The following is a 23,044-nucleotide window of genomic DNA, read 5'->3' as shown; positions in this document are numbered from 1 at the left end:
GTCAGGCGGCCGCCCGCGCCGGCCAGCGCAGCCAGCGGGCGGCGAAGCTCTTCGGCTTTGCGGCGGTCGCGGCCGCAGCCTGCGGAACCACGAGGGCGAGGATATGCTTGCCCGTGGGATCGACCGCCGCCGCCTGATCGATCAGGCTGTCTGTCGTCTGGCCGGCAAGCGGCGCCGCAAGCACGATCGCGTCGGGCAGGTGGGCGCCAGATTTGCCTTCGGTCGGCTTGGAATGGCGCATGACGATGAAGTTGCGCCGCTGCCCGGGTTTGGCGGAGGTCCCGCCCTGCGGCTCGATGCGCTGGATGTCCATGTTCCGTCCGCCGGCGCTGTCACGGCAGATCAGCACGCTCTCGCCATGCGCGGCGAGACTGTTGGCGATGCCTTCAGCCAGAGCCGTCTGCGTCACCGCGTCGGCCGGGCCGGCAACCATCACCAGCGCCGGCAGCTGCTTGCCCAAGGTGCGCTGCAACAATCGCGTCACCGGCACCAGCGCATCCTGGCGCTTTGCCGAATCCTTCGGCAACGAGATCACCGTGGAGATCCCGATCGCCTCGGCAGCCGCCTCCGGCGTCAAGAGCGGGGGCGGCTCGGGCACGGCCGGCTTTGCGGCTTTGGCGGGCTTCTCCGGCTTCGCGGCCTTGGCGGGTTCCTCAGATTTGGCAGGCCGGGGTGCGCGCCGCCATTTCGGCAGGAAGCCGGCCATCGGCGGCATCCATTCGAGCAGATAGGCGATACCGAGCCCGGCGCAGCTGCCGAAGAGCGCCGCTGCCGCCAGCACGAGCGCAGCCGGCACCTTGGATGCGACGGACGGCGCCACCGCCTCGGACAGCATGCGGGAATTATTGGTCTCGATCCGCTTCTGCTGCTCCAGTTCCTTGGCACGCTGCAGCGAGGCGCTGTAGACGGCGCGTACGGCTTCAGCCTCGCTTTCGAGCTGGCGCAGGCGGATCTGGGCGGCACTGCTGGTCTCCTGGGTGCGAGTCAGCTCCTGTGCCCGCTTGCGGAGATTGGCGAGATTGGCTTCAGCCTGGCGATAGTTTTCCTGGATCGAGCTGCGCACACGCGACAGTTCCGACGCCAGCAGCCGGCGCGTCTCTGCCAGCTCGCCGCGGATCTCGACCAGTCGCGGATGTTGCGGCGCCAGCGTCTGGCCCAGGCTCGCCGCCTCGCGTGCCGTCTGCGCATATTGCGTCCTGAGCGCAGCCATCGCCGGCGAGGTCAGCGCATCCGGCAACTGGTCGGAGAGCGGGCTGCCATTGCCGTAGCGCAAGAGTTGGTCGCGCCGCGCCTGCTGGCGCGCGAACTCGCCCTCCGCTTGTCCGATCTGGCTGTAGAGGTCGCGCAATTGCTGCGAGATGACCAGTCCCTCGCCGGTCGAGACCAAGTTGTTCTGGGCGCGGAAGGTCTGGGCGGCGCGCTCCGCCTCGTCGAGCTGCGTCCTCAGGCCGGCGATCTGGCTGATCAGCGTCGCATTGGCGCGCTCGACCACGGCGCGACGCCCATCGATGCCCTGCTTGAAATAGATCTGCGCCAGCGTGTTGGCGATATCGGCCGCACGTTGCGCCTGCGGATGCGTGACGATGATGCGGAAGACCAGGGAGTTGTCGACGCGCTGGATCACGATGGCGCGCTTCAGCGCGTCGATCGTCTGAGCCAGGCGCTGTTCCGGCGTCGGTTCGGCCAGCTTGCCGAGAAGGCGCGTGAGCAGGCCGGCGGAGCGATTGAAGGCAGGGTCGGTTTCGAGGTTGAGCTCGTCGATGACCTGCTTGAGCACGCCGGTCGAGGTCATCACCAGCGCCTGGCTGTCGACATTGGCGAAATCGATCGAGGCCGAGGTGTCGGTGCGCACGATGTCCTTGCCGACGACCTGCAGCGCCTGCGGATCGACCAGCAGCTCCGCCGTCGCGCGATAGACCGGCGTCTGGACCGACAGGAAGGCGAGCGCGAGCAGCAGGCAAAGCCCCGCGCAGACGGCAACGAGCAGGCGCCTCCGCCGCAGCAACCCAAGCAACTCGGACAGGCTGAAAGCCGGAGAAGCGCGGCCCGGTGCCGATGCGCCCTCTCCTTCGCCCGCCTCCAACGCAGATGCCAACCCTGTCTCTCCTCGTCCGTCCCGCTCGGGCGCATGAGCGCTTCGTCGGGCGGACCTTGCTGGAACGCTGCCGCGCAGCCTGCCTTGATGCAGTTAACATTCCTGTAACGGAGTAATTACGGCATAATCTTGACGAAATCGAAGTTACAATTCCCAAAATCAACTGCAACATCAGCAGGAGTTCAACACGAATTCCTTCATAAGACTTTCATTGATGTTTTGACGCACTCGAAAAAATGCCGGATTCCGTCGATGCTCCGGCTCCCTTCTCATCGCCTGTATGGTCTCGTTCATGCGCGGTTTACGATGGGAGCAGATTCCGGGATCACGCCAAGCTTTGCTTAGCGTCCACGGGCTATTCCGCTATGGCACCGGATCGAGATGTGGACTCCACGTTTCGGAACGCTCCGGGTCGCCGACAAGGAGATGGATCATCGAGACCGCCTCCTGCGGAGGCGTCGTGATCTGGGACAGGCGGAGCGCGGATTTGCCCCGCCCGCAACGACGAGGACGAGTTCGGCCCATATGCGCATCCTGATGGCCTGCGCCGCCTTTCCGCCGTTCATCGACGGTGGCGGCCCGATTTCGGCGATGATCGTCGCGAAGCTGCTGCTGGCCGCCGGCCATGACCTCACCGTGGTGAACGTCTCCGGCGAGGACAAGCAGGAGATCTATGACGGCGTGCCGGTGCACCGCCTGCGCTCGCTGAATGTCGACTGGAACTACCGCCTGCCGCGCCCGGCCTGGAAGAAGCTCGTCTGGCACGCGCTGGAGAACTTCAACCCGCGCGCCTTCCTCGTCATGCGCCGCGAGATCCGCCGCCTGCGGCCCGACCTCGTGCTGACCGACTCGATCGAGAACATCAATGTCGCGACCTGGGCGGCGGCGAAGAGCTGCGGCGTGCCGGTGGCGCATATCCTGCGCAGCACCTTCCTGCTCTGCTGGAAGGGCAGCATGCGGCGCGGCAACGACAATTGCGAACGCGCCTGCGCCTCCTGCCAGGTGACATCCTGGGGCAAGAAGCTGAGCTCGCGCTTCGTCGACGCCGTGATCGGCGAGACCGGCTTCATCATCGCCCGGCATCGCGACCACGGCCTCTTCCCCAACGCCACGACGCATGTCGTGCCCGGCGCGATCGCGCCTGTGCCCGGCGCCGGGCCCCGCGCTGCGCCAACCGCGGACAGGCCGCTGCGTATCGGGTTCATCGGCGTGCATGATCCCGTCAAGGGCCTCGACACCCTCGCAGCCGCCGCCCACCGCCTGAAGGACGAGCCGGTCGAGTTCCTGATCGCCGGCAGTGGCCAGAGCGACTACGCCAAGGCGCTGCCCAGCCTGTTCCCAGCTGGCAACACCCGCTTCCTCGGCTGGACCAGGCCGGATCTCTTCCTGCCTGAGATCGACGTGCTCGCCATGCCCTCGCTGTTCCGCGAGCCCTTCGGCCGGGTGGCCATCGAGGCCTTCGCCCATGGCGTTCCGGTGATCGGCGCGCGCTCCGGCGGAATCCCCGAGACGATCGAGCCCGGCATCAGCGGCGCCCTGTTCAATGCGGGCGACGATGCGGCCCTGGCCGAGCGGATCATGGAGCTCGCTCGGGACCGCGCGCAGGTCGCCAGGTTTTCGGCCGGGGCCTTCGCCGCGGCGGCGCGCTACGCGCCGGAGCGGATCGCAGCCGGTTTCGACGCAGTCTTCGCCGGGCTCGTCCGCCAGCCGAACGGAACCAGGCAGTTGCAGCCAGGTGAGGTGCGCCCGTGAAGGCTCTCCTGCGCCTGATGCGGACCGAGACGGCGGGCCGGTTCATCCCGGCCTTCTCCTCGCGTTTCAGCAGCACCATCCTGAGCTTCTTCGTGCTGCTGACGGCGAGCCATTTCCTGCCAACGCAGGAATACGGCCTCTATGTCTTCCTGTTCTCGATCGGCAGCGGCCTCGGGCTCATCGCCGTGCTTGGCCAGCAGATCCTGGTGGTGAAGCACTACCAGCGCACCGAGCCGACCAGCAATCCGCAGAACCAGGCCCTGATCGACGTCAATGCCCGCTGGCTGGCGCTCGGCTGCCTCGTGCTGCTGGGGGCGGCCTTGCCACTCTGGCTCTTCGCCGAGCAGCTGCCGCCGACCTATCGCTATCTCTGGCTCGCCTTCGTCTTCGCAGCCATCTTCGCGCTCAGCGAATATTACCAGAACTATTTCCGCATCCACGGGCGCATCAACCTGTCGCTGGTGCCGCGCGAGATCGTCTGGCGCGGCAGCTCGATCCTGTGCATCGCCGGCGCCGCTCTCGCGGGGTCCATGATGGGAGGCGTCGGCGCGATGGCGATCGTCACCGGCCTGCTCGCGGCCACGACCCTTTACCAGAGCGCCGCCTTCCTGCGCGACGAAGGACTGGGCTGGGTCGGCGCCCACGGCCGCATCCCGCGCGAGACCCGCTCTGCCTGGCGGCGCGAAAGCGGCTATTTCATCGCCAACAACACGCTGAACTCGGCCGCCGCCTATCTGGAAACGGTCCTGATCGGCGCGCTGCTCGGGCTGGAGGAGGCCGGCTTCTATTTCGTCGCGCTGCGCATCGCCATGCTGCTGACCCTGCCGATCTCGGCCATCGACACCGTCGGCATCCCGATGATCGCGGCACATTTCCAGAAATCCGACACGGCCGGCGCCCAGCTCGTCATAGGGCGGCTTTCCTTCGCCAGCTTTTGCATCTCGCTGCTCGGCGCGCTCGGGCTCGCGGTCGTCGCCCCCTTCGTGCTGCACCTGTTCAACCCCGAATTCGTCAAGCACGAAGACGTTCTGACTGTGCTCTGCGTCCTCGCGGTCTCCCTGGCCTTCTTCGGGCCGGGCTCATGGCTGCTGATGATCGGCGGCGGCGAGCGCTTCTTCCTGATCGCCCGGGCGATCCTGTTCGTGCTCTATCTCGGCCTGCTCTACGGGCTGGCGCGACTGGCTGGCCTGATCGGCATCGCGGCCGCCGGGTTGATCCTCAGCACCGCCTCGAGCCTCGTCGCCTGGTACTGGATCAAGCATCGCTGGGGGATCGACAACATGGCGACCGCCTTCTTCCGCCCCTTCCTGTTCGGCGGAGCCCCCAAACCCGCCGTGCCTCCCCTGCCTGGCCGCCCCGAAGCGGAAGGAGCCAGCCGATGATCGCCGCCGCCCTCCGGCCCTCCCCGGACCAGGACGAGCCGCCACGGGCCGGCCTCGCCCCGGCCGCGCTGCGGCCTTTCGGCCAGCCTGTGACCTTCGCCAGCAGCGTGGGCGTCTTCCATCCCGGCCGGGCGCCGGTCGCGGTGCTGATGCTCGGCGCCATCGGCTACGAAGAATTGTGCCTGCGCGCGACCTGGCGCAGCCTGGCGGACAGCCTCTCGGCCGCCGGCATCGCCAGCCTGCGCTTCGACTATCCCGGACAGGGCGATGCGCTCGAGGCCGCCCATCCGCAAGGGCTGGACGACTGGTTCGAGACGATCCGCGCCGCAGCCGACCTGCTGCGGCAGGCGAGCGGCTGCACGCGCCTCGTCCTGGTCGGACAGGGGCTCGGCGGGACGCTCGCCCTGCAGGCCGCGCAAGCCCTGGCGCCGGTCGAGGCCCTGGTGCTGATGGCGCCGGTCGGCAACGGCAAGCGCTATCTGCGCGAGCTCACGGCCTGGTCGCGCATGGTCTCGGACCGGATCGGCATCGGCGTCGACCCCGACGACGACACCCGCTGCGCCGTCGCAGGCCTGCGCTTGGCGCCGGGGCGCCTGCGGGCCATAGCGACCCTGGGCTTGCAGGCCATGATGCAGAGCCCGGCGAAGCAGGTCCTTCTCCTCGCACGCCCTGGCCATGGCGGCGACGCCGCGATGGCCGAGACTCTCGCGGGCCTCGGCGCGGCCGTCGAACAGCGCGACTATGCCGGCTATGAGGTCCTGACAACCGACCCGACCTCGGCCCTTCCACCGCCGGCCATGATCGCAACGGTGACAGACTGGATTGCCGAACGCGCCGCACTGCCGGAAGGCACGGTACCGGCCCTGCGCAAGCCGCTGGCGCCTCTTCCCGCTGCGGGCTTACGCGGCGAGGGCTTCGTCGAGCGTCCGCTCCGGTTCGGCCCGGACGGACGCCTCTTCGGCGTGCTCTGCGAGCCGATCGGCGTTGCAGCAGGCGAACCTGCCCTCTTCGTCAATGCCGGTCGCGACTATCATATCGGCTGGGCCCGAGCGAGCGTGATCCAGGCCCGCGCCCTGGCCGCGCACGGCATCGCCTCGCTGCGCTTCGACGTTTCCGGCGTCGGCGACAGCCCGCCCACCACCGGCGGCCCGGAGGAAATCCTCTACTCGCAGGCGCAGATCGACGATGTCCGCCTCGCCATCGATGCGCTCGAGGAGCGTGGCTTCGCGACCCCGGTGCTGATCGGCCGCTGCAGCGGCGCCTATGCCGCCTTCAATGCGGCCGTGCAGGACCCGCGCGTGCGCCGCCTCGTCATCGTCAACAATGAGCGTTTCGTCTGGGATCCCGAAGAGAGCGTCGAGGATGCAATCCGCTACGCCCACCGCAGCGTCGGCGATCTCGGCGCCACCTTGACCCGCAAGGGCGGCCTGCGCCGCCTGCTGACCGGCCGCCTGCGCGTCGGCCCCGCCGGACGCTACCTCCTCTTCCGCTGGCGCAAGAAGCTCTCGGTCTCGCTTGCTCCGATGCTCGGACGCCTGACCAAGCATGGCCGGCTGCATCGCGAATGCCATCGCCGCTTCAAGGTGCTCGCCGGCCGCAAGGTCGAGCTGGCGCTGATCTATGCCGACGGCGATATCGGCATGGCGGAGTTCAAGACCTATTTCGGCGAAGGCGGCGAGCGCCTCGCCGCCTATCCGAACGCGACCCTGACCACGATCCCCGACGCCGACCACAACTTCACCCATCTCGGCGCCGGACGCCGGCTGCTCGACGCCCTGCTGCGGATCGTCGCGCCATGAGAAGCGTCCTATTCGCGCTCGCAGCCCTGTTCGCTCTGCCAGCACAGGCCGAGACCTGCCTGCGCGGCGTCAACCTGTCGGGCGCCGAGTTCGGCGGCCTGCCCGGCCGACCGGACCATGACTACACCTATCCCGGCGAGGCGGCTCTCAAGCGGCTCGGCCAGCTCGGCATGACCAGCGTCCGCCTGCCCTTCCGCTGGGAGCGTCTTCAGCCGGCGCTGAACGAACCGCTCGACCTCATGGAGCTGGCACGCCTCACCGATACCGTCACTTGGGCCGAGATCGCCGGACTCACGCCGATCATCGACCTGCATAATTTCGGCTACTACCAGAAGATGCAGCTGGGCTCGGAGAGCCTTCCGGCTTCGGCTCTCGCTGATGTCTGGGCACGGCTCGCCAGGCATTTCCGCGATCGCCCGAAGCTCGTCTTCTCGATCATGAACGAGCCCTACGACATCAACAGCGCCGCCTGGGCGCAGATCCAGAACGCCGCGATCGCCGCGATCCGCAAGGAAGGCGCGAACCAGCTCCTGCTGGTGACCGGCACCGCCTATGGCGGCGCCCATAGCTGGACCGCCGATCTGCCCATCGGCAACAACGGCCGAGACCTCCTCGACGTGAAGGACCCGCGCGACCGCTACGCCTATGATTTCCACCAATATCTCGACGCCGACTATTCCGGTCGTTCGGCCGAATGCTCGGCGGCAGCCGGCGCGCTCAAGGCGATCGGTGACGTCACCGCCTGGCTGAAGACGCATGACCGCCGCGGCTTCCTCGGCGAGTTCGCCGCCTCGACCCGCCCCGAATGCCTGACGGCGCTACGCCAGATCGTGACCGCGGTCGATGCCAGCCCCCGGCAATGGCTGGGCTGGACGGCCTGGGGCGCCGGCGCCTGGTGGCCGCAGGACTATGTCTTCAACCTCGAACCGACGCCGGGCGGCGAACGCCCGCAGGTGAAGCTGCTGCTCGCGCATCTCAAGACCAGCAAGAAGACCGCGGCCTGCGGCAAGGATGCCAAGCCTTGACCGCCCCCTTCTCCCACGATCTCGCTCCGGCGCTGCCGGCCGGAACCCGCATCACCCATGTCGTACGCCAATTCCATCCCAATCGCGGCGGGCTGGAGGATGTCGTCGCCAATCTCTGCCGGGTGCAGCGCGAGCTCGGCCTGAGCCCGTCCGTGGTAACGCTCGACCGCCTGTTCGTGCGGCTGGACCAAGTCTTACCGACCCAGGAAGTGCTCGACGGCATTCCCGTAACCCGCATCCCGTTCCGCGGCTCGACGCGCTACCCGCTTGCTCCTTCCGTCTTCCGCCATCTCGGCGATGCGGATCTCGTCCATGTCCATGCGATCGATTTCTTCTTCGACGCCCTGGCCTTCGGCTGGCCCTTGCATCGCAAGCCGCTCGTCGCCACGACCCATGGCGGCTTTTTCCATACCGGCGACTTCTCGGCGCTGAAGACGCTCTGGTTCAATGGGCCGACCCGGCTCTCGGCCCTGGCCTATCGCGGCATCGCCGGCTGCAGCGCCAATGATGCGCGGCTTTTCGGCCAGATCGCACCCGGCAGGGTCACCGTCATCGAGAACGGCGTCGATCTCGACAAGTTCGCCGGCGCCTCCAGCCCCGAGCCGCGGAAGCGCCTCGTCAGCATCGGCCGCTTCTCCAAGAACAAGCGCCCCGACCGGCTGATCGCCACCATGGCGGCGCTGGCCCGGCGCGAGCCCGGCTGGCATCTCGACCTGATCGGCGTCACCTCCGACTGGAGCGAGGAAGCGCTGCGGGCGGCAATCGCGGCCGCAGGGGTGGAACAGGCCGTGACGCTGCATCTCGGCCTCGGCGACGCCGCCGTGCGTGCGCTGATGAGCCAGGCCTCGCTCTTCGTCTCGGCCTCCGAATTCGAGGGCTTCGGGCTCGCCCTGATCGAGGCGATGAGCGCGGGCCTTGTGCCCATCGTGCAGCCCAACGCCGCCTTCGCGGCGCTGGCGGACAAATTCCCCACGGTCCATACCGTCGATTTCGCCGATCCGGAACGGGCGGCGACTGCGGTCAGGGAGGCCCACTCAGCCCTTCTGCGCGCGCCCGCTGCGACGCGCCCGCGCCTCTCCGACCTCGCCTCGTATTCCTGGAACGAAGTCGCACGGCGCTATCTCGATCTGTATGCGGCAGCGCTGTATCCCGCGTCCCGGCGTCGCTGACCGTGGGCCGGGCCGGAGTGAGCCGGTCTTTGGGAACATCACCGAGCTCGGTGACCTGATTTCGGCGATTTTGCCAAAGAGATCGTCGGGCTGACGACCCGGGTCCAGCGCACGATCGAAGCCTGCGCGCGATCACGACCGGATGAAGATCCTGCTGGCCTCGACCCTGGCAGCCCAACACGATTTCGAAACGCGATACGCTCCCGCCCTCTGGGCACTGGCAGACACGCTTTCGGTTATCCTGGCCGAGGTCGAGGGCCGGCAGCGCCGCAGCATCACGCTTGCCGGCGAGGCGGCGGCACGTTCTGGCAAGGTCGTGACGGCGGCCGGAGCCGTGATCATAGCATTGCAGTCGGGCGACAGTATCCGACAACGGCTTGAGCACGCCATTGCGGGGCTGCGTCTTGCCGAGACGCTCGAGATCGAACGAACGATCCATCATCGGATTGTTGGCACGTCCCAGGACCGGATCGCGCAAACGCAGCCCGGTCGCGGCACCTTCCGAAGATATAGATGATCTTCTGTTTTGAGAGGGAACACGCCAGTCCCCGGGCGCTTGCGCAGCCAGCCACCCGCAGGCACGATCTCTCCGCTGAGTGTGCAACAACGAAGTGCAGCGCTCCAAGCCGAGAAACTTATGACATCTCAGGAGATTAAGCCACTCTGATGGCTTAGGCGGCAAATGGCGCTCCCTAGGGGCGTCCTCCACCAAGCACCAGTGTGGCAGGCGAACAAGGTCAGTGGGTTATGGTCTTGCTTTGATCAGGGCGCAATGGCTCCGAGGTCTACCGATGCGTTCCTGGGCCGCCCGCGCTTCCGCACGATGCCTTTGGCCGTCTCCTCGGCATGAACCTTGGCCCGGCGCTTCTGCTGGCTGGCGGTGTTCCTCTCCCGCTTTTCCTGGCGGCTCAGCGGGGCCTTCGGCACAACGGCGGCTGAGCCAGGGCGGACCACGTCCATGATCCCGGCCTCGACGACCGGCACCAACTCCAGGTCAGCGATGCCGATGCCGTGCAGATAGGCTTCGAGGTCCTGGGCCTGGGCGAGGTCGTACAGGTAGATGTCGTAGGTCCCGGCATAGTCTGGCCGCCTGAGTGCCCCGCGCAGCACGAACTGGCGGATGTCCTCGAACTCGCGCGCCCGGCGGATCACATCACGATCGAGGCCGAGCAAATCGATGATCGGAGCGTCGTCCATCTGCGGCTTCGCCGAGTAGATGTACAGGCACGAGGTGTGGCGGATCAGCCCGTTCGTGCCTGCTTGTTTGGGCGAGCACCACTCACCAGGGAAGCGGGCGCGGAAGACCAGCCGGATCGCGTCATTCGACGACCAGTAGCCCGGCCCGCCGATCAGCTTCTGGTGGTCCGAGACCTGCAAAAGGCAGCGGTGGCCTTCATCAGACTCCCACCACTTTGTCGAACCGACATGGCCGCGCGTGTAGTAGTGGATGCGCACACGAGGGTTCGCCCGGCCCGCCACGCTCAGGTCTTTCTCCGCATAGGTGATGGCACCACGTGCCAGCCAGTCGTTGGCATGGAAGGGAACGCTCTCGAAGTAGCCCGCCCCAATCAGCGTCACCGCCGCGCACCGGTTCAGGACGAGCGGGGTCCAGATCGACCACCAGCGGATTGAACGCCCGACCTGGGCCTCGCGCCAGTCGCCTACATCGACAAAAACCGTGCGGCGCGATTGTGAGGCATAGGTCAGGAAAGCCGAGAGTCCGTCCTTGGCCTCGGCGGCGATTGCCTTCCGCGTCAGAGGAGCAACATCATCACGTGGCACCACCTCCCAATGCTGGCCGCCTGGAAGGGGATCGAGCCGATAGTGACGGGCGAGCACACTCCAGGATGTGGTGGCCACGAACACACCTGAGCCGACACTGGCGTCGAGGTTCTCGTCGATCGCTACGTGCCAGCCTGCGAGCAGTGCCGGGTCGAGCACGAGCAGGGCAGCGTGGCTGATCATCATCACGACATGGCTCTGCCCGGCCTTGGCTTCGAGGGCCTCCTCGATCCGGCGACCGACCTGACCACGATGGCAGGACTGGTCCGTGTGGATCGGTACGATCGACGCCGCTGCGCCGATCTGTGCGGCCTTCTTCCGGCAGTAGTCGGCCTGCTCGTCGATCAGGGCGTTGCGCGGGAAGGCGACAAGGTAGAGGCCAGCGTTATCTAGCGCCGTATCGAGGAAGGTTAGGGTCTTGCGGCTGCCAGGAGCGCCCTGGTACACTGTAATATGCATCGATAATATCCATGATTAAATCTGTCATCTGCCTTTATATAGTAGGAAGAGATGACACATTATTTTTACCTCGACAGGACTCGATTCCTCAATTTACTTTTGAAGCTCCAACCGAGGGCGGCATCGAGTGCCCACAGCCCGCAGGGCGCGGGCGCGAAGATGGCGTTCTCGGAACGACGGGGCGCGCCAGCGCCCCTCGTCGTACCGGAATGAGATCGAGCAGAGACCTGGACTTGATCTGACGCCGCTCACGCTCTGCCGCTGCGCAGCCGAGCGCGATCCGCGTGCCACATCAGATTTCGAGGCGACCTCGCGCTGCGCGCATCGGACCTCGAAATCCATGTGGCGGGTATTAAGAACGAGGTCTTCATCACCTCGATGCAGGGAGAGTCATCTGCCGCCGCAGGCGGCTAGGCTTAAACAGGCAGATGACGGAGATCGCGCGAGGGGTCGAATCTGACTGAATCTCGTGCGCGAGAACGCAGCGCTACGATCTCCCTGACCGTCAGGCCAGCGCGCTCCGCCCGCCCTTGAGCGCCCTGTAGATTGTGCTGGGCGCGACGCCGACATGCTCGGCGATCTCGGCGACCGTCAGCGTCCCTTCGCTGAGCAGCGTCTTCACCACGGTCAGCTTTACCGGGTCGAGCGACTTCGGGCGTCCGCCGACGCGACCACGGGCACGGGCGGCCAAAAGCCCAGCCCTGGTTCGGGCTCGAAGGGTATCAACTTCCAGGGCGCTCAAAGACGCCAAAAGGTGGAAAAGGAAGCGACCGACAGGGGTGGTGGTGTCGATCGACTCGGTTAGAGACATCAAGCCGATCTCGCGGCGCTGGAACTCCTCGCTCAGGTCGATGAGGTGGCGCACGGACCTCGCCAACCGGGACAGCGAATAGACGACGATCACGTCGCCGCTCCTGGCATGGTCGAGGAGCTTCCGAAGCTCGGGTCTCTCAGCCTTCGTCCCCGAGATCGTCTCGGTGAAGATGCGCTCGCACCCGGCCGCCTTCAGCGCGTCAAGCTGAAGACTGTGATCCTGTCCGTCCGTCGAAACCCGCGCCAGCCCCAGCTTCATCGCCTCTCCTTCGCAAAACTCGTCGGAACGAGCGTCTCATGAGACGCCAGTTCTGCAACTAGTTTTTGCGAGACCGTCGTCAGCAGAATCCCCGACGATCCCGCCCACATCAGCAGCGTCGCGGAAACGACCGTTATTGCGACGCCGCCGTCGTGGGCGGGTGACGATCAGAACCAGATGGTTCCGACCACGCTCGCCGAAATCCTCGGGGATCGTCGCCAGCACCGATTCCACAGGGGTTTGCGATGACGGTCAGGAGTGAGAATCCGGGAGGGTTTTTGGAACAGGCTGCCGGGACGGTCGGAACGGGCGTGGCGACGTGCGACCGTCAGACGTTCAGAACAGGATCATCGGGAGAGGCTCGATGACCTGGGCGGGGATGGTCGGCGTGGAAGACTTCGCCGTCGTCATCGGCACGATCGCGATCTTGAGCGACTGGTACCGGCCCGATCTGTGATCCGCCCAGGTCGCCGGAATCGACTGCACCGCGCGATACACCTCGACGCGAACATCCTCATCGCGGATCAGCCGCAGGTGAACCTCCCCATGTCGGCGGAACGCGAGCGTGAATTCGGTCGCCCCGATCGGGTCGAGCGCGACGAGGCCGCGAATGTCAGCACCGGTATGCCAGCCCCAGATGCCAACACCCCGCCATCGACGATACCGCCGTCGCTGGTAGGACGCCGCATTGTGGATGGCTTTTCGCCACTGCCCGAAATCGCCCGGACCAGGAGCGGAGCGCTCGATTGTCATCGCGAAGAGGTGACGAGGCTCGTAGGCGAGGATTTCGCGGGCGATATGGCGCGAATAGCGCCACGCGCAGCCAGGACACGAGATCGATGAGCACCGATGGGCCGAGCAGCATGAACGGGACATGCCGTATTTATCGGTCAGCCGCCCGACTAAATATGTGATGCGCCCTCCATTTCCCAATCACCGAGAATTTTTCGACGCGGTCCTCGAAGAGCGTCGCCGAAGCCATCCTCACGCCGTCCGACAGCCGGGGCTACTCCGCAGCCACCTGGGTGATGACCGGTTCTTGCGCCTCCAGGACGAACGTCGCCGCTGGATTGCTGAGCACTGCAAGCGCCCGTTCTGGGTGGACACCCTGACCGAGGACGGCAAAGAGGTCGGGAAGCTCTACCGCTTCGCCGACCTCTACGAAGCCGATTGGTTCCGATACAGATTTTGAGCGTCCGCTTCCAAAACCATTCGGCCTCTAAATCTCAAAGGTAGGCTATTTGGACCGATCAATCATAATCTGCCTAGCTTCACGGCGAAGCTTGCAGGCAATAATTTCGTCCCGATCTGACATATAGTGAATTCCGTTAGAATTCACAATTTGTCGCCATGTCAGAAAATAGCCAGCGATATTCTTTTGTGTGCTATAGGCGTACTGAATCTTTCGGCCATCGGAAGTTCTATGAGGCGTACTCAAATAGCGAGAACGGACCTGATTGTGACATTTTAGATCAGTGTACATCCAAGTCTTGTAGCGCATCGGATCGGCGGCAACAGCCCGCTTGGTGGGGTCCATTTCCCGATCCGTCCAGAATTCAAACTCGACGCCAGATGGGAGATGCATCTTCGCGGAGAATCCCGAGTTCTCGGTAAGTGCAACCGCCCAATGAAACTTATGCAGGAGCATTGAATCTTGAAATTCTTGGGTCTCGCTGTAGGTGGGCTCCCGAACGACGCTACCGCCATTCTCGCGAATAACGTCTTCCATCAGAGCACCAAACTGCCAGTTCGTTAGTCCGGGCTGGTTTGAGCCCGGCTGAGCTTTAGCCGCGAGAATGTGCCAGCGGTTCGCCATCACCGGCCTCCAGTGCAGAACATTTTGAAGTTGATAGCGTCATTCGCCGTCGCGAATTCCAGGATTGCAATAGTGGGAACTGACGCGCTGATGACCGGATGGAGATTGGGAGTAGAAATCCCGTGCCCAGGGCACCACCGCGTGATCTGCGGCCAGACCGCCAGCGTACTCAACAATGGGAACGTTAGACGGTGTTCGCCGATGCGGAACCCGCGCTTTTCGAGTTCGTGTAAAGCAGCTTCCGCCGCCCACGGCTCAACAGCGTTGCTAGGAAGGATCGGCGGAAAGTCGCCGACCTGCGCATCTGCGCGTTCAGCGGCAGCGATGATCGCGGTGTAACCTTCGACGCCCAGCCACGCCGCGCCGCAGGCCATGTCGGTGCCCTTCCCGATCTGGATCGGCTGCTTTGTATCGAGCCGCCGTCCTGTCTCGTATTGAATCGCGGATGTGCGGCTCACTCCAATGCACTTTCCGAACTCTGGTTGCGTCAACCGAAGCCCGGCCCGGCACGCTTTCACTTCATCAGGGGACATCGCCATTTCCCTACCGCTTGACTGTGTACTTTTATTAGTACACACTGTTGAAATCGTGGTCAAGCCCGATCGCGACGGAGGCAATTCGAGAGTAGGAGTTTTGGTCATGTCAGCGTTGAATCAGAGGGCCAAGCGCAGCGTTTACGGCGCGAAGGGCTGGTCGAAGGCAATGGGCGACGGCAAGCAAAAGCGCGAGGCGCGCGCCGCCCGCCGGATAGAGGTGTCCAGCCTTGTGGCTCCGCTCGGCCAGGATGAAGCACTACCGCCGAGCGCCGATGTGCTGCCGCTCCTCGGAGGTTCCGACCTCCTTCTGATGCAGGCCACGGAAGAACTTCGTCGCGTTCACGGTGATATGCTCATGGACGAGCAACGCCGCCAGGAACTTCTCCATACGCTGTTGGGCCGCATCTACAGGCTGTCGCTGGACGGCAAGCGCGATCAGGAAAGGCACCGTCAGCGCCTGGAGCGGGCCAAGGTAAAAGTCCGCGCAGACACGCCGTTCCACAAGCAAACCGTCCGGGCCTTGCTGGGCGAGGCGGGTATCAAGGTCAAGAAGAGCACGGAGCATGAATGGGCGCGGGTCGTGACGGCGCTCGAACATGATGAAGTAGCCGAAACGGAGACCGCCGTTGCACAGTGGCTCACCGAGGAGGTGGTCATCAACGGCGTCGCGTGTCGCGGCTTCAACCGTGCTGAAGTCACGCTTCGTGGGTCGAAGAAGCTCAAGGATGCCCAGCGCCAGAAGCATCAGGAGCGTGATGCGGAGGAGCGCGCAACCTTCACCGAAGCCGTCACAGGCTGTTCACCCATCGGCAATATCGAGCCGTCAGATGGCGAAACCTGCCCATCCGGTCTCTGGCTTTCGCTCAACCGGGGCGGCGACGTGCTGCGGTTGATCCCTCTGACCGAAAAGGAATTGCGCGCCCTGGTGCTCAAGCACGCGCCGGAACAATGAGGGAGGTCCAAGCAACAGGAACGTGCGACCGTCGCACGTTCCTGTTCCTGGTTCGCGCGGCAGAAGGGCGGCAGAGTGGTATCGATTCGTGAACTGGTCGATTTTTTCGGCGGTATCGATTCCGTTACCGCCGAAGGGCGACGGAACCCCATCGCCCGGCTACGATCGCGAGGACGCGATCTGGTCGAACGTGGCCTCCGCCAGCTTGAATCGAAGGTCAGCTTCCCGCTTGTGGTGTTCAGGATGCCGATCGGGATGAAGTTTGGCCCGGTAGGCTCGGCGTGCCGCCAAGATCAGCCAATCGGGTGCACAAGAACTGAGTCCGACTCGACCGTACAGGGCGGCCTTCGGATCAGGCTCCGAAACAGAACGGGACGTGCGAAGTCGCTCGACCTCGGCCCGCAGGGTCTCCACCTGCGCTTCCGCCTCCGCCACCATGCCTTCGAGCGCCGCGACGTAGTGGGGGTCGATGGTGTTTCCGCCGCGCGAGGGCGAAATGGCATGGCGCTCTATCGAAACCGACAGGAACCACATCACCACGATCGCGACGACGATCAACGCGAAATAGGCGAATAGCGCCGCCCAGGGCAGCGACATGATCCAGCCGATGAACGTGAAGACGAGGAGCACCCGCATGGTTCAACGAGCCCACAGCAGGAGTGCCGGAAGCAGATTGGTCGTGCCGACAAGTCGTCCGTGCGCATCGCGGGTCGTCCGGGAGCGCTCCTCGTAAACGCCGATAATAGTACCGTTGCGATCGCGCGCTACGAGATTCCCGGTCAACCGCTGACGCTCGATAACGCCGACGATCATCCCTCGGGCGTCGCGAATGCTCTCGCGGGCGGGCTGATCCTGAACCTGGGCGAGGATGACCGCACCCATCAAGCCACCTCCTGGCCGTGAACTTTCTGCTCAAGCTCGCCGAGCATCTGCTCGATCGCGGCATCGCCGTTCGCGTCATCCGCATCGCCGTTCGCGTCATCCGCATCGTCGGCGCGCCCGTCCCAGGCGAACGGAGCAGTGTGGTCGAGCAACCTGTGCATCGCCAGCTTCTCGACTGAAGGACGCGTCAGCGATTGATATAGAATGCCATGTTGGTCGAGCTTCGCTTGAACCGAGGCAGCCAATTCTGGGCTGACGCGCCTATTCGCGCGTCCGAGCAAATCCTCGCAGACCCATTTCGTCTCCCCGCCGCTGGTGAGCCGCAGGAGTTCGAGCACCGCCGTTTCACCGGGCCTGATCCACTCGTAGATCAGCCGCTCCCCGAGAAAAGTGTACGACTGCCGTTGGCCAGCACAGTTTCGAAATCGCCGACCCAAAGAAGTCAGTTCGACCCCAAGGCAAAGCTTGAAATCGGGGTCGGATGCCGGAATCGGCGGATCGAAAGGCAGCCGAACCTGCCGCCCAAGCCAGCCCTGCGCCCACTCGTCCATCCCGACGCCTTTCGTACCGACATTCAGCTTGTCGAGGCTGTGTTTGATCGTTTCCGGCGTCGCGTTGCACAAGTCGGCGATCATCTCGGCGAAAGTGTTCAGAGCCTGCACTTCGGCGGGTTTGGTTCTCTCCAGCACCGCCCTGTGCAGAAGCACGTCATCGAGTCCCGCCATCACGGCGATATGCTCGGCGGTGATGCGGCCGGGCAGTTGCCCGAGCACCTTCGCCCGGTGTCGGTTGCGCGGATCGGCGAACAGGCCGAAGGCAGCGCGGTACGTTTCCTTGCCATATTGCGGATCGCAGCCGAGGCGGGCCAACAAGCCGAGATATCCATCGGGACAGGAACCGAACAACGCCTCGATCACCCGCCGAGGTTTCATCAGGATCAGCGCGCGCGCGACCTGCGCGATCGGATCGAGATGCTCCAGGCCATGCAGAACATCCGGCGCGTACTGCGCGACCCGATCCAGGAAGTCCCTCGGGCGGTCGAGATATGACTCGGCAGCAAATGCGAAAAAGCTCTGACGAAGGCGAGCGCTACTAAACAGCAGTTTCAATAGGAAATGGGGGCTTGCGGCTTCAAGTTTTGCGGCTGCATCGAGAGCATATCCCCGGACAGGACGAGGGTAGTGCGGCTGCCGCTCAACTTGTTCCAAGTGTTGCTCCATGCTTGTTTCAGCCAACAAGCATGATGGCGTTCTGATTTTTGTCGATCACTTTTGTCGCAACGGGGCTAACATCATCACTCGGCAGTTAATCCGATCTCAGAACGGCACCACGACGCGAGAGAGACTTTGGCAATGGTCAGCCAGATGTCCGGCGCGCATCCTTGGGCAAATGAACCGAGGGAAAGCCAGCCATGAGCCGGTCGAGGATTTCGCCCGAACCGCCCAGCATCGCGATATAGTGGCCGAACGGGATTTTCCCGAGCCGCTGCCCGGTCTCATCGAGAAATTGAAGCCGAGACCGCAACAGCAGAATATCCGCGTTCCCGACGAGCTTGTCGTGGAAAACGGCCAGTTGCGTGTTCGAGGGGAGCAGCAGGATCGCGTTCTTGAGGCGATCTGCCTGCCATTCCGCGACGGCCTTGGTGATGAAGGCGGCGGTGAACGCGTAGGGCGGGTTCACGTAAGCCCAATCGGCAACCCATTGCTGCTTGAGCCCATCGTCTTCGACCGAGTATCGGCGTTTCGCACGGACCGGCGATAGCACGTGACCGCAGGGGTCCAGGTCGATCGGCGAGACGCCGATGGCCTTCTCGATCCTCTCCCAGACACCGTGGTCGGTCAGCCGTTCATTCCTGACGCCACCGCCATATCTGGAAATCTCCGGCGCTCGGGGCCGCAATTTCGGCGCGAGCCGTTTCGCGACGCGCTCCATCGTCGCGATGCGGGCTTCGCCGCGCTCCAGGCAAGCAAGCGCGTCAGGCGAAACACCAGCCTTGGCAGCGACCTCCGACTTGGCCAGTCCAAGGTATTCCCGGCGAAGACGCAGGCGCTCGAAAACAGGACCGTGCCCCGGCAAGCCCACGAACTTGAGATCGAGTGCCTTCACGACACGCTTCAAGAGCGCAACCGTGCCGAGCCCATTCGTCTCAAGTTCGAACAGGCTGGAGACGCTGCACGACGAACGAGAGGCCAATTCGGACAGCGTCATGCCTTGCGACTTCCGGGCGTCGCGCACCACATCACCGATCCTCATTTTCCGGTATTTTTCTTCCGATGATCGCGCTGACTGTCGGCCGCTAGAGCAGGTGCTCTCGCCCCGGTCAATCCGATCCCAGCCACTCCCGCAGTTTCGTCCATCGGCGCTTGCCGCCAGCCCTGACCGCCATCGCCAGGGCACGCTTCTGGCCGACGATGACGACCAGCCGCTTTCCACGCGTGACGCCCGTGTAGAGCAGGTTGCGGGCAAGCATCATGTAGTGCTGGGTCGCCACCGGGATCACGACGGCGGGTTATTCCGAGCCCTGGGATTTGTGGATCGTCGTGGCATAGGCCAGCACGAGCGTGTCCAGTTCGCCGTACGGGTAGGACACGACGCGCCCGTCGAACTCGGCGGTCAGCGCGCCTTCCTCGTCATCGATGCCGATGACCATGCCGAGATCGCCGTTGAAAACCTCGCGGTCGTAGTCATTGACCGCCTGTATGATACGATCGCCGACAGCAAAGGCATGGCTGAAGTATTCGACAGAATTCGTTAGGTTATATATTTTGTCAGCGCAAAATATTTCAACAAAACCTTCTTAATTTGACCGTAAAATCAGACCGACTTTGGCAACCAAGGTTGTAGATACTGCATCACGCTTTCAATCGAAAGCGCTTCCTCAAAACGCACCGCATGAGCGAACGTTACATAAGGGCGCTCGACAAAGAATTCTACGATTATTATTTGAAGGGCGACTTCATTTGATTATCTATTTCCATAGATAATGCTGAATGACTACCCAGATCAATTTCAGTAGATTCGACGTGTTTCTCAGTTGAGAGAACTCGCCACCCGCATAAATCACCTATAATATCTTCGTCAAATTCGTAATTTCCGACTTTACTTCTTGCGTCAAGGCCGTCCTCGGCCTCAATTTCAATTATTGCAACTCTGCGGAACTCAACGGTTACAAGAAACTTCGGCATTCTAAAAATCCGTGAGCAAACTGCAAATCAACGCTTCTATTTAAAGAAGGCCACAAGAGAAAGCGACAACTGAAATGAGGTGCCGTACATAAAATCGTTATATCAATCCGCCTTTGACGGGCTTCGTCCTGGTGGCACGCGTCCTTCGACCTCTGGCGTGGCTCGGCCTCATAGAAAGCCGGGCGCAGAAGCGCGCCCCAAGTCGGCTGAAGGAAGAGGGTTTCCGAAAGCCCCCGCTGTTCGAGCAGATGCTGAGTTTCAAGGTGGAGATGATCGGCAACGAGGATGCGCGGCATTGAGGCGGAATATCGTCAAGGTTCCCATCAACAAGAACCCCGCCTTTTCGGGGCGGGGTAAGGTATGGTGGGGGTCCGTAAGAAGTCTCGAACGGATGAAGGTTGAGGCAGTTATTCTGTAAGGTCAAGAGGTCGATCTAGCGTGCCTTCACCATGGGTCAGATCATTCAATGACGCAATCGGCACGTTTCACGACCTCAGGGGAAGCAGTTGCTCCGATGGCCTTCACCGCCTGAAGGCTGACGATGAGTTCTCGTTTGGAAAGCATCGCGACCGGCATTTCGCCCGGCCTCTCACCCCTGAGGATTTTGTCCGAAATACCCACGGCCTGCCGCCACGTGCTCCTGCCTATATCTCCAGAGTGCATTCACCAATTCTTAAGCATGCAGGCGTCCCCTTGGGAGGTCCATCAGGGTATGGGGGCTCAGAGAGGACTGCGGCCATGCACAACTATCATTCGGATCAGGCCGTCGTGGAACGGCTGGTCGGCCGGACGCTTCCCGATGTCGAACGCGACCTGATCCTGGCGACGTTGCGCCAGACGGACGGCAATCGCACGCACGCCGCAAAGCTGCTCGACATCGCCATCCGCACCCTCCGTAACAAGATCAGCCTCTATCAAGCGGAGGGCTATGAGGTGCCAGAGCCGTCACAGCCTCTGACACAGTGACGAATGTCGCGCTGATGCCAACGTCCGAAACACAAACGACGGCTGCGAGTAATCTCGTCCTGTCCGCGACCATGGCGGGCCTCCTGCGCTGCCTCGTGCAAAAGGGCGTACTCGAATCGGCAGACGTGCGGGAAATCTACGAAATGGCTCTCATGCTGCTGGAACAACAACAGGTCGCCGTGCCGACGCAAGACGCTGCGTTCATAGCGGCGCGGGCCGTACTGGAAAGCGGCCTTCAGCCACCGCAGCAATGAGGGCACCTTGGATCGAGCGGACTGACGCATTGCGCTGCTTGCCGGAGGGGCCTGTCCCGTCCACCTGATTGGTGCCGGGCGGCCTTCTGGGGGGGGTAGATGTGGCCGCCCGGTACCAGTCCGTAACGTGTCTCGCGGTACGAACAGTTCGATCATAAGCGCAGAGCGCGTACGCCGTCACGATCCCGGCTGTTGAATTCGCGGGATATTCGAGAGATTTGACGGCGCAGGAAACGGCACAACATTTGAACGGGGCACATCTCGTTCAGTGCGTGCGACGGCCTCCAGCAGAAGCTCAATCGCGCGCCGGAGGCGATTGTCCTCTGGCGTCTCGCCATCAAGCGCGAGAAACGCGTGTGTGAGAAAAGCTCGGCATTGGCGATAGTTGCTCATCGGAACACGCTGACCCGGATCGACGAATTCGAGGCAAATGAATTCCGAGCAATTTGATCGGCCCGGATTCATTCCCCCGAAGAAGGTCTGATGGCCAAGGTTCTGACTCTTCGGAGAGGTTGGGCTCTAGGGAAATTCCGCGTGGTCCTTGATCCAACCCTGAAGCATGATCGCGCAGATGCCCCGGCGACATGCCTCGCCGGTCTACGAAGAAAAACCAAGATAGGTGTCGAACGGCAAAGGGGAGCGAGCGATGGCAACTTATTTGATTACCGGAGCGACTGGTGGAATCGGCGAAGCAATCTGCCGAAGGTTGGCTCTCAATCATCGTTTGGTGCTCGTAGCGCGCGATCAGGCCAAGCTCAATTCCCTGGCTACCGAACTCGGCGGGGCACACCTCGCCGTGGCAGCCGATATGGGACAAGACAGTTCTATCAGTGGATTGGCGGCGCGAATGGACAGCGAACAGCTTGCCCTCGACGGGCTGGTGCTGATGCCGCCCCAGCCGCATGCTGCTCCTGATCCGATGCCGTCACCGGACGTGTGGCGCGATCTGTTTCAGTTGAGTTTCATTGGCCCCCTTTCCCTGTTGAAAGCCGCTGTCGCGCGCATTGCCCCCAACCCTGCACAAGGGCGTCGCGCCAAGATTGTCATTATCTCGGGCGTCTCGTCAGCGCAGGTGCTCAGCCACTACGCGACAGCCAACGTCATTCGAACGGCATGGGTCGGCGAAGCCAAGACCCTCGCCTTCGCTCTCGGAAGCCGTGGTATCCATGTCAACACGCTGTCCCTCGGTGGCACGCTCTCGCCCTGGTATCAGAACAAGATTGCCGAGAGGGCTCAGAAGGCTGGTGTTTCCTACGAAGCGCAACTCGCCAACGAGACAGACAACGTTCCCCTCAAGAAATATGGGGAACCCTCGGAGGTCGCGGCGGTGATCGAGGGGCTGCTGTCGTCATTTTCAGACCACATGACGGGCTTGAACATTCTGCACGACGGCGGTTTTACGCGCGCCTATTGATCACTGGCTGGCGAGCTTTGCAGCGGCCGAATTCCGCCCCAAATCCCGGCAATAAGGGACTGCTCCGTTCGGGGCGGTGCGGCGGTCAAGGCCACATCGGAAAGCCGTCTCGGAGTCGCCAATGCCGAGACGGCTTTCTCATCAGCGGTGGATCAGCGCCGCCACCAACGCTTCTCCCTTCTCGGTCAGATGTAGTTCGTTGCAGCGCCGGTTGGTCGAAACTTCGTTGATACTGATGTAGCCGTGTTCTTCGAACAAAGCGCCAAGTTGGCGTGATACCCTGGACTGTTTGGAGCCCATCTCGCGCGTAAGCTCGCTCTGAAGAATGCCCGGCCGGTGCGCGACAGTCAGCACGATCTGGGCTTCTGCAATATCAATTTCGGGGGCGAATTTGCGTAGCCGCTGCATGAGGCCCGCTGCTTGAAACAACGATATCGGTCGAGACACGCGTTCCTCATGCAATGCGCCGTGACGACGCTACGTTATTGCCCGGCTCATCTCGGT

General features: G+C 63.3%; 24 protein-coding genes and 2 pseudogenes. 12 read left to right on the top strand and 14 right to left on the bottom strand.

The genetic code is table 11. From position 1 onward, the window contains the following. Position 1: 1 nt before the first annotated feature. Positions 2-2,095, bottom strand: coding sequence for a GumC family protein (locus Q0Q36_RS02965; protein WP_293795392.1), 2,094 nt, complete (start codon positions 2,093-2,095; stop codon positions 2-4). Positions 2,096-2,620: 525 nt separating this feature from the next. Between Q0Q36_RS02965 and Q0Q36_RS02960 the strand changes: the two genes are divergently transcribed. The 6 genes from Q0Q36_RS02960 (at position 2,621) to Q0Q36_RS02935 (ending at position 9,739) form a co-directional block, all read left to right on the top strand. Beyond that, positions 2,621-3,847 (top strand): glycosyltransferase, encoded by a 1,227-nt coding sequence (locus tag Q0Q36_RS02960; protein ID WP_293795391.1) that lies wholly within the window; start codon positions 2,621-2,623, stop codon positions 3,845-3,847. Beyond that, a complete protein-coding gene (locus Q0Q36_RS02955; RefSeq protein ID WP_293795390.1) occupies positions 3,844-5,229 on the top strand; it encodes a lipopolysaccharide biosynthesis protein in 1,386 nt (461 codons plus the stop codon). The genes Q0Q36_RS02960 and Q0Q36_RS02955 overlap by 4 nt, the downstream gene beginning before the upstream one ends. Continuing rightward, the gene (locus Q0Q36_RS02950) at positions 5,226-7,028 is read left to right on the top strand and encodes an alpha/beta fold hydrolase (RefSeq protein WP_293795389.1); all 1,803 of its coding nucleotides are present in this window, start codon (positions 5,226-5,228) and stop codon (positions 7,026-7,028) included. The genes Q0Q36_RS02955 and Q0Q36_RS02950 overlap by 4 nt, the downstream gene beginning before the upstream one ends. Beyond that, positions 7,025-8,053 carry a glycoside hydrolase family 5 protein gene (locus tag Q0Q36_RS02945; protein ID WP_293795388.1) on the top strand — a complete coding sequence of 343 codons (1,029 nt, stop codon included), beginning with the start codon at positions 7,025-7,027 and terminating at the stop codon, positions 8,051-8,053. The genes Q0Q36_RS02950 and Q0Q36_RS02945 overlap by 4 nt, the downstream gene beginning before the upstream one ends. Then, positions 8,050-9,222, top strand: coding sequence for a glycosyltransferase family 4 protein (locus Q0Q36_RS02940; RefSeq protein ID WP_293795387.1), 1,173 nt, complete (start codon positions 8,050-8,052; stop codon positions 9,220-9,222). Before Q0Q36_RS02945 ends, Q0Q36_RS02940 begins: the two co-directional genes overlap by 4 nt. A gap of 142 nt (positions 9,223-9,364) precedes the next feature. Beyond that, positions 9,365-9,739 (top strand): hypothetical protein, encoded by a 375-nt coding sequence (locus Q0Q36_RS02935; protein ID WP_293795386.1) that lies wholly within the window; start codon positions 9,365-9,367, stop codon positions 9,737-9,739. A gap of 245 nt (positions 9,740-9,984) precedes the next feature. Here the strand turns inward: Q0Q36_RS02935 and Q0Q36_RS02930 are convergent, their stop codons facing one another. The 3 genes from Q0Q36_RS02930 to Q0Q36_RS02920 form a co-directional block, all read right to left on the bottom strand. Continuing rightward, positions 9,985-11,463, bottom strand: a complete 1,479-nt coding sequence (locus tag Q0Q36_RS02930; RefSeq protein WP_293795384.1) for a hypothetical protein — start codon at positions 11,461-11,463, stop codon at positions 9,985-9,987. A gap of 505 nt (positions 11,464-11,968) precedes the next feature. After that, entirely contained in the window at positions 11,969-12,535 is a 567-nt protein-coding gene (locus Q0Q36_RS02925; RefSeq protein ID WP_293795382.1) for a recombinase family protein, read from the bottom strand. Between the two features lie 336 nt (positions 12,536-12,871). Next, positions 12,872-13,411 carry a hypothetical protein gene (locus Q0Q36_RS02920; RefSeq protein WP_293795381.1) on the bottom strand — a complete coding sequence of 180 codons (540 nt, stop codon included), beginning with the start codon at positions 13,409-13,411 and terminating at the stop codon, positions 12,872-12,874. Between Q0Q36_RS02920 and Q0Q36_RS02915 the strand changes: the two genes are divergently transcribed. Beyond that, complete coding sequence (locus Q0Q36_RS02915; protein WP_293795380.1) at positions 13,410-13,727, top strand: hypothetical protein; 318 nt, start codon at positions 13,410-13,412, stop codon at positions 13,725-13,727. The genes Q0Q36_RS02920 and Q0Q36_RS02915 overlap by 2 nt on opposite strands. Before the next feature lie 45 nt (positions 13,728-13,772). On the opposite strand, the gene Q0Q36_RS02910 is transcribed toward Q0Q36_RS02915, so the two are convergent. Together Q0Q36_RS02910 and Q0Q36_RS02905 are read right to left on the bottom strand one after the other, a co-directional pair. Further along, the gene (locus tag Q0Q36_RS02910; protein WP_293795379.1) at positions 13,773-14,351 is read right to left on the bottom strand and encodes a hypothetical protein; all 579 of its coding nucleotides are present in this window, start codon (positions 14,349-14,351) and stop codon (positions 13,773-13,775) included. After that, the gene (locus Q0Q36_RS02905) at positions 14,351-14,884 is read right to left on the bottom strand and encodes a hypothetical protein (RefSeq protein ID WP_293795378.1); all 534 of its coding nucleotides are present in this window, start codon (positions 14,882-14,884) and stop codon (positions 14,351-14,353) included. The genes Q0Q36_RS02910 and Q0Q36_RS02905 overlap by 1 nt, the downstream gene beginning before the upstream one ends. Before the next feature lie 106 nt (positions 14,885-14,990). On the opposite strand from Q0Q36_RS02905, the gene Q0Q36_RS02900 reads away from it, so the two are divergent. Continuing rightward, the gene (locus Q0Q36_RS02900; RefSeq protein ID WP_293795376.1) at positions 14,991-15,839 is read left to right on the top strand and encodes a hypothetical protein; all 849 of its coding nucleotides are present in this window, start codon (positions 14,991-14,993) and stop codon (positions 15,837-15,839) included. Positions 15,840-15,998: 159 nt separating this feature from the next. Here Q0Q36_RS02900 and Q0Q36_RS02895 read toward each other — a convergent pair whose 3' ends face one another. The 6 genes and pseudogenes from Q0Q36_RS02895 to Q0Q36_RS02870 form a co-directional block, all read right to left on the bottom strand. Continuing rightward, positions 15,999-16,475: a hypothetical protein gene (locus Q0Q36_RS02895; protein ID WP_293795374.1), complete on the bottom strand. Its 477-nt coding sequence runs from the start codon at positions 16,473-16,475 to the stop codon at positions 15,999-16,001. A 3-nt stretch (positions 16,476-16,478) separates the two neighbouring features. Then, a complete protein-coding gene (locus Q0Q36_RS02890; protein ID WP_293795372.1) occupies positions 16,479-16,721 on the bottom strand; it encodes a hypothetical protein in 243 nt (80 codons plus the stop codon). After that, a complete protein-coding gene (locus Q0Q36_RS02885) occupies positions 16,721-17,929 on the bottom strand; it encodes a hypothetical protein (RefSeq protein ID WP_293795370.1) in 1,209 nt (402 codons plus the stop codon). Before Q0Q36_RS02885 ends, Q0Q36_RS02890 begins: the two co-directional genes overlap by 1 nt. A 148-nt stretch (positions 17,930-18,077) precedes the next feature. Continuing rightward, positions 18,078-18,974 carry a DNA N-6-adenine-methyltransferase gene (locus Q0Q36_RS02880; protein ID WP_293795369.1) on the bottom strand — a complete coding sequence of 299 codons (897 nt, stop codon included), beginning with the start codon at positions 18,972-18,974 and terminating at the stop codon, positions 18,078-18,080. A gap of 67 nt (positions 18,975-19,041) precedes the next feature. Further along, a pseudogene (locus Q0Q36_RS02875) lies at positions 19,042-19,467 on the bottom strand (ATP-dependent RecD-like DNA helicase); the annotation flags it as partial. A gap of 193 nt (positions 19,468-19,660) precedes the next feature. Beyond that, positions 19,661-19,906 (bottom strand): hypothetical protein, encoded by a 246-nt coding sequence (locus Q0Q36_RS02870; protein WP_293795368.1) that lies wholly within the window; start codon positions 19,904-19,906, stop codon positions 19,661-19,663. A gap of 113 nt (positions 19,907-20,019) precedes the next feature. On the opposite strand from Q0Q36_RS02870, the gene Q0Q36_RS02865 reads away from it, so the two are divergent. After that, positions 20,020-20,205 carry a hypothetical protein gene (locus tag Q0Q36_RS02865; protein WP_293795367.1) on the top strand — a complete coding sequence of 62 codons (186 nt, stop codon included), beginning with the start codon at positions 20,020-20,022 and terminating at the stop codon, positions 20,203-20,205. Positions 20,206-20,365: 160 nt separating this feature from the next. Here the strand turns inward: Q0Q36_RS02865 and Q0Q36_RS02860 are convergent, their stop codons facing one another. Then, positions 20,366-20,527, bottom strand: a complete 162-nt coding sequence (locus Q0Q36_RS02860) for a hypothetical protein (RefSeq protein ID WP_293795366.1) — start codon at positions 20,525-20,527, stop codon at positions 20,366-20,368. A gap of 156 nt (positions 20,528-20,683) precedes the next feature. Between Q0Q36_RS02860 and Q0Q36_RS02855 the strand changes: the two are divergent. The 3 genes and pseudogenes from Q0Q36_RS02855 to Q0Q36_RS02845 all read left to right on the top strand — a co-directional run. Beyond that, positions 20,684-20,872: pseudogene (locus tag Q0Q36_RS02855) on the top strand (helix-turn-helix domain-containing protein); the annotation flags it as partial. Continuing rightward, positions 20,869-21,126, top strand: coding sequence for a hypothetical protein (locus tag Q0Q36_RS02850; protein WP_293795365.1), 258 nt, complete (start codon positions 20,869-20,871; stop codon positions 21,124-21,126). The pseudogene Q0Q36_RS02855 and the gene Q0Q36_RS02850, both read left to right, overlap by 4 nt. A 646-nt stretch (positions 21,127-21,772) precedes the next feature. Beyond that, a complete protein-coding gene (locus Q0Q36_RS02845; protein WP_293795363.1) occupies positions 21,773-22,540 on the top strand; it encodes an SDR family oxidoreductase in 768 nt (255 codons plus the stop codon). A 141-nt stretch (positions 22,541-22,681) separates the two neighbouring features. Here Q0Q36_RS02845 and Q0Q36_RS02840 read toward each other — a convergent pair whose 3' ends face one another. After that, positions 22,682-22,948: a hypothetical protein gene (locus tag Q0Q36_RS02840; protein WP_293795361.1), complete on the bottom strand. Its 267-nt coding sequence runs from the start codon at positions 22,946-22,948 to the stop codon at positions 22,682-22,684. Positions 22,949-23,044: the final 96 nt, after the last annotated feature.

Origin of the sequence: uncultured Allobosea sp., assembly GCF_945957345.1 — a bacterium.
GTDB lineage: Bacteria > Pseudomonadota > Alphaproteobacteria > Rhizobiales > Beijerinckiaceae > Allobosea.
This window is presented reverse-complemented; position numbering and strand designations above follow the sequence as displayed.

Bases quoted from the DNA above. Each gene is read 5' to 3' on its own strand.
- Q0Q36_RS02960 (WP_293795391.1), top strand. From the start codon at position 2,621: ATGCGCATCCTGATGGCCTGCGCCGCCTTTCCGCCGTTCATCGACGGT.
- Q0Q36_RS02950 (WP_293795389.1), top strand. From the start codon at position 5,226: ATGATCGCCGCCGCCCTCCGGCCCTCCCCGGACCAGGACGAGCCGCCA.
- Q0Q36_RS02945 (WP_293795388.1), top strand. From the start codon at position 7,025: ATGAGAAGCGTCCTATTCGCGCTCGCAGCCCTGTTCGCTCTGCCAGCA.
- Q0Q36_RS02935 (WP_293795386.1), top strand. From the start codon at position 9,365: ATGAAGATCCTGCTGGCCTCGACCCTGGCAGCCCAACACGATTTCGAA.
- Q0Q36_RS02930 (WP_293795384.1), bottom strand. From the start codon at position 11,463: ATGCATATTACAGTGTACCAGGGCGCTCCTGGCAGCCGCAAGACCCTA.
- Q0Q36_RS02925 (WP_293795382.1), bottom strand. From the start codon at position 12,535: ATGAAGCTGGGGCTGGCGCGGGTTTCGACGGACGGACAGGATCACAGT.
- Q0Q36_RS02915 (WP_293795380.1), top strand. From the start codon at position 13,410: ATGCCGTATTTATCGGTCAGCCGCCCGACTAAATATGTGATGCGCCCT.
- Q0Q36_RS02920 (WP_293795381.1), bottom strand. From the start codon at position 13,411: ATGTCCCGTTCATGCTGCTCGGCCCATCGGTGCTCATCGATCTCGTGT.
- Q0Q36_RS02910 (WP_293795379.1), bottom strand. From the start codon at position 14,351: ATGGCGAACCGCTGGCACATTCTCGCGGCTAAAGCTCAGCCGGGCTCA.
- Q0Q36_RS02905 (WP_293795378.1), bottom strand. From the start codon at position 14,884: ATGTCCCCTGATGAAGTGAAAGCGTGCCGGGCCGGGCTTCGGTTGACG.
- Q0Q36_RS02900 (WP_293795376.1), top strand. From the start codon at position 14,991: ATGTCAGCGTTGAATCAGAGGGCCAAGCGCAGCGTTTACGGCGCGAAG.
- Q0Q36_RS02895 (WP_293795374.1), bottom strand. From the start codon at position 16,475: ATGCGGGTGCTCCTCGTCTTCACGTTCATCGGCTGGATCATGTCGCTG.
- Q0Q36_RS02890 (WP_293795372.1), bottom strand. From the start codon at position 16,721: ATGGGTGCGGTCATCCTCGCCCAGGTTCAGGATCAGCCCGCCCGCGAG.
- Q0Q36_RS02880 (WP_293795369.1), bottom strand. From the start codon at position 18,974: ATGAGGATCGGTGATGTGGTGCGCGACGCCCGGAAGTCGCAAGGCATG.
- Q0Q36_RS02870 (WP_293795368.1), bottom strand. From the start codon at position 19,906: ATGCCGAAGTTTCTTGTAACCGTTGAGTTCCGCAGAGTTGCAATAATT.
- Q0Q36_RS02845 (WP_293795363.1), top strand. From the start codon at position 21,773: ATGGCAACTTATTTGATTACCGGAGCGACTGGTGGAATCGGCGAAGCA.
- Q0Q36_RS02840 (WP_293795361.1), bottom strand. From the start codon at position 22,948: ATGCAGCGGCTACGCAAATTCGCCCCCGAAATTGATATTGCAGAAGCC.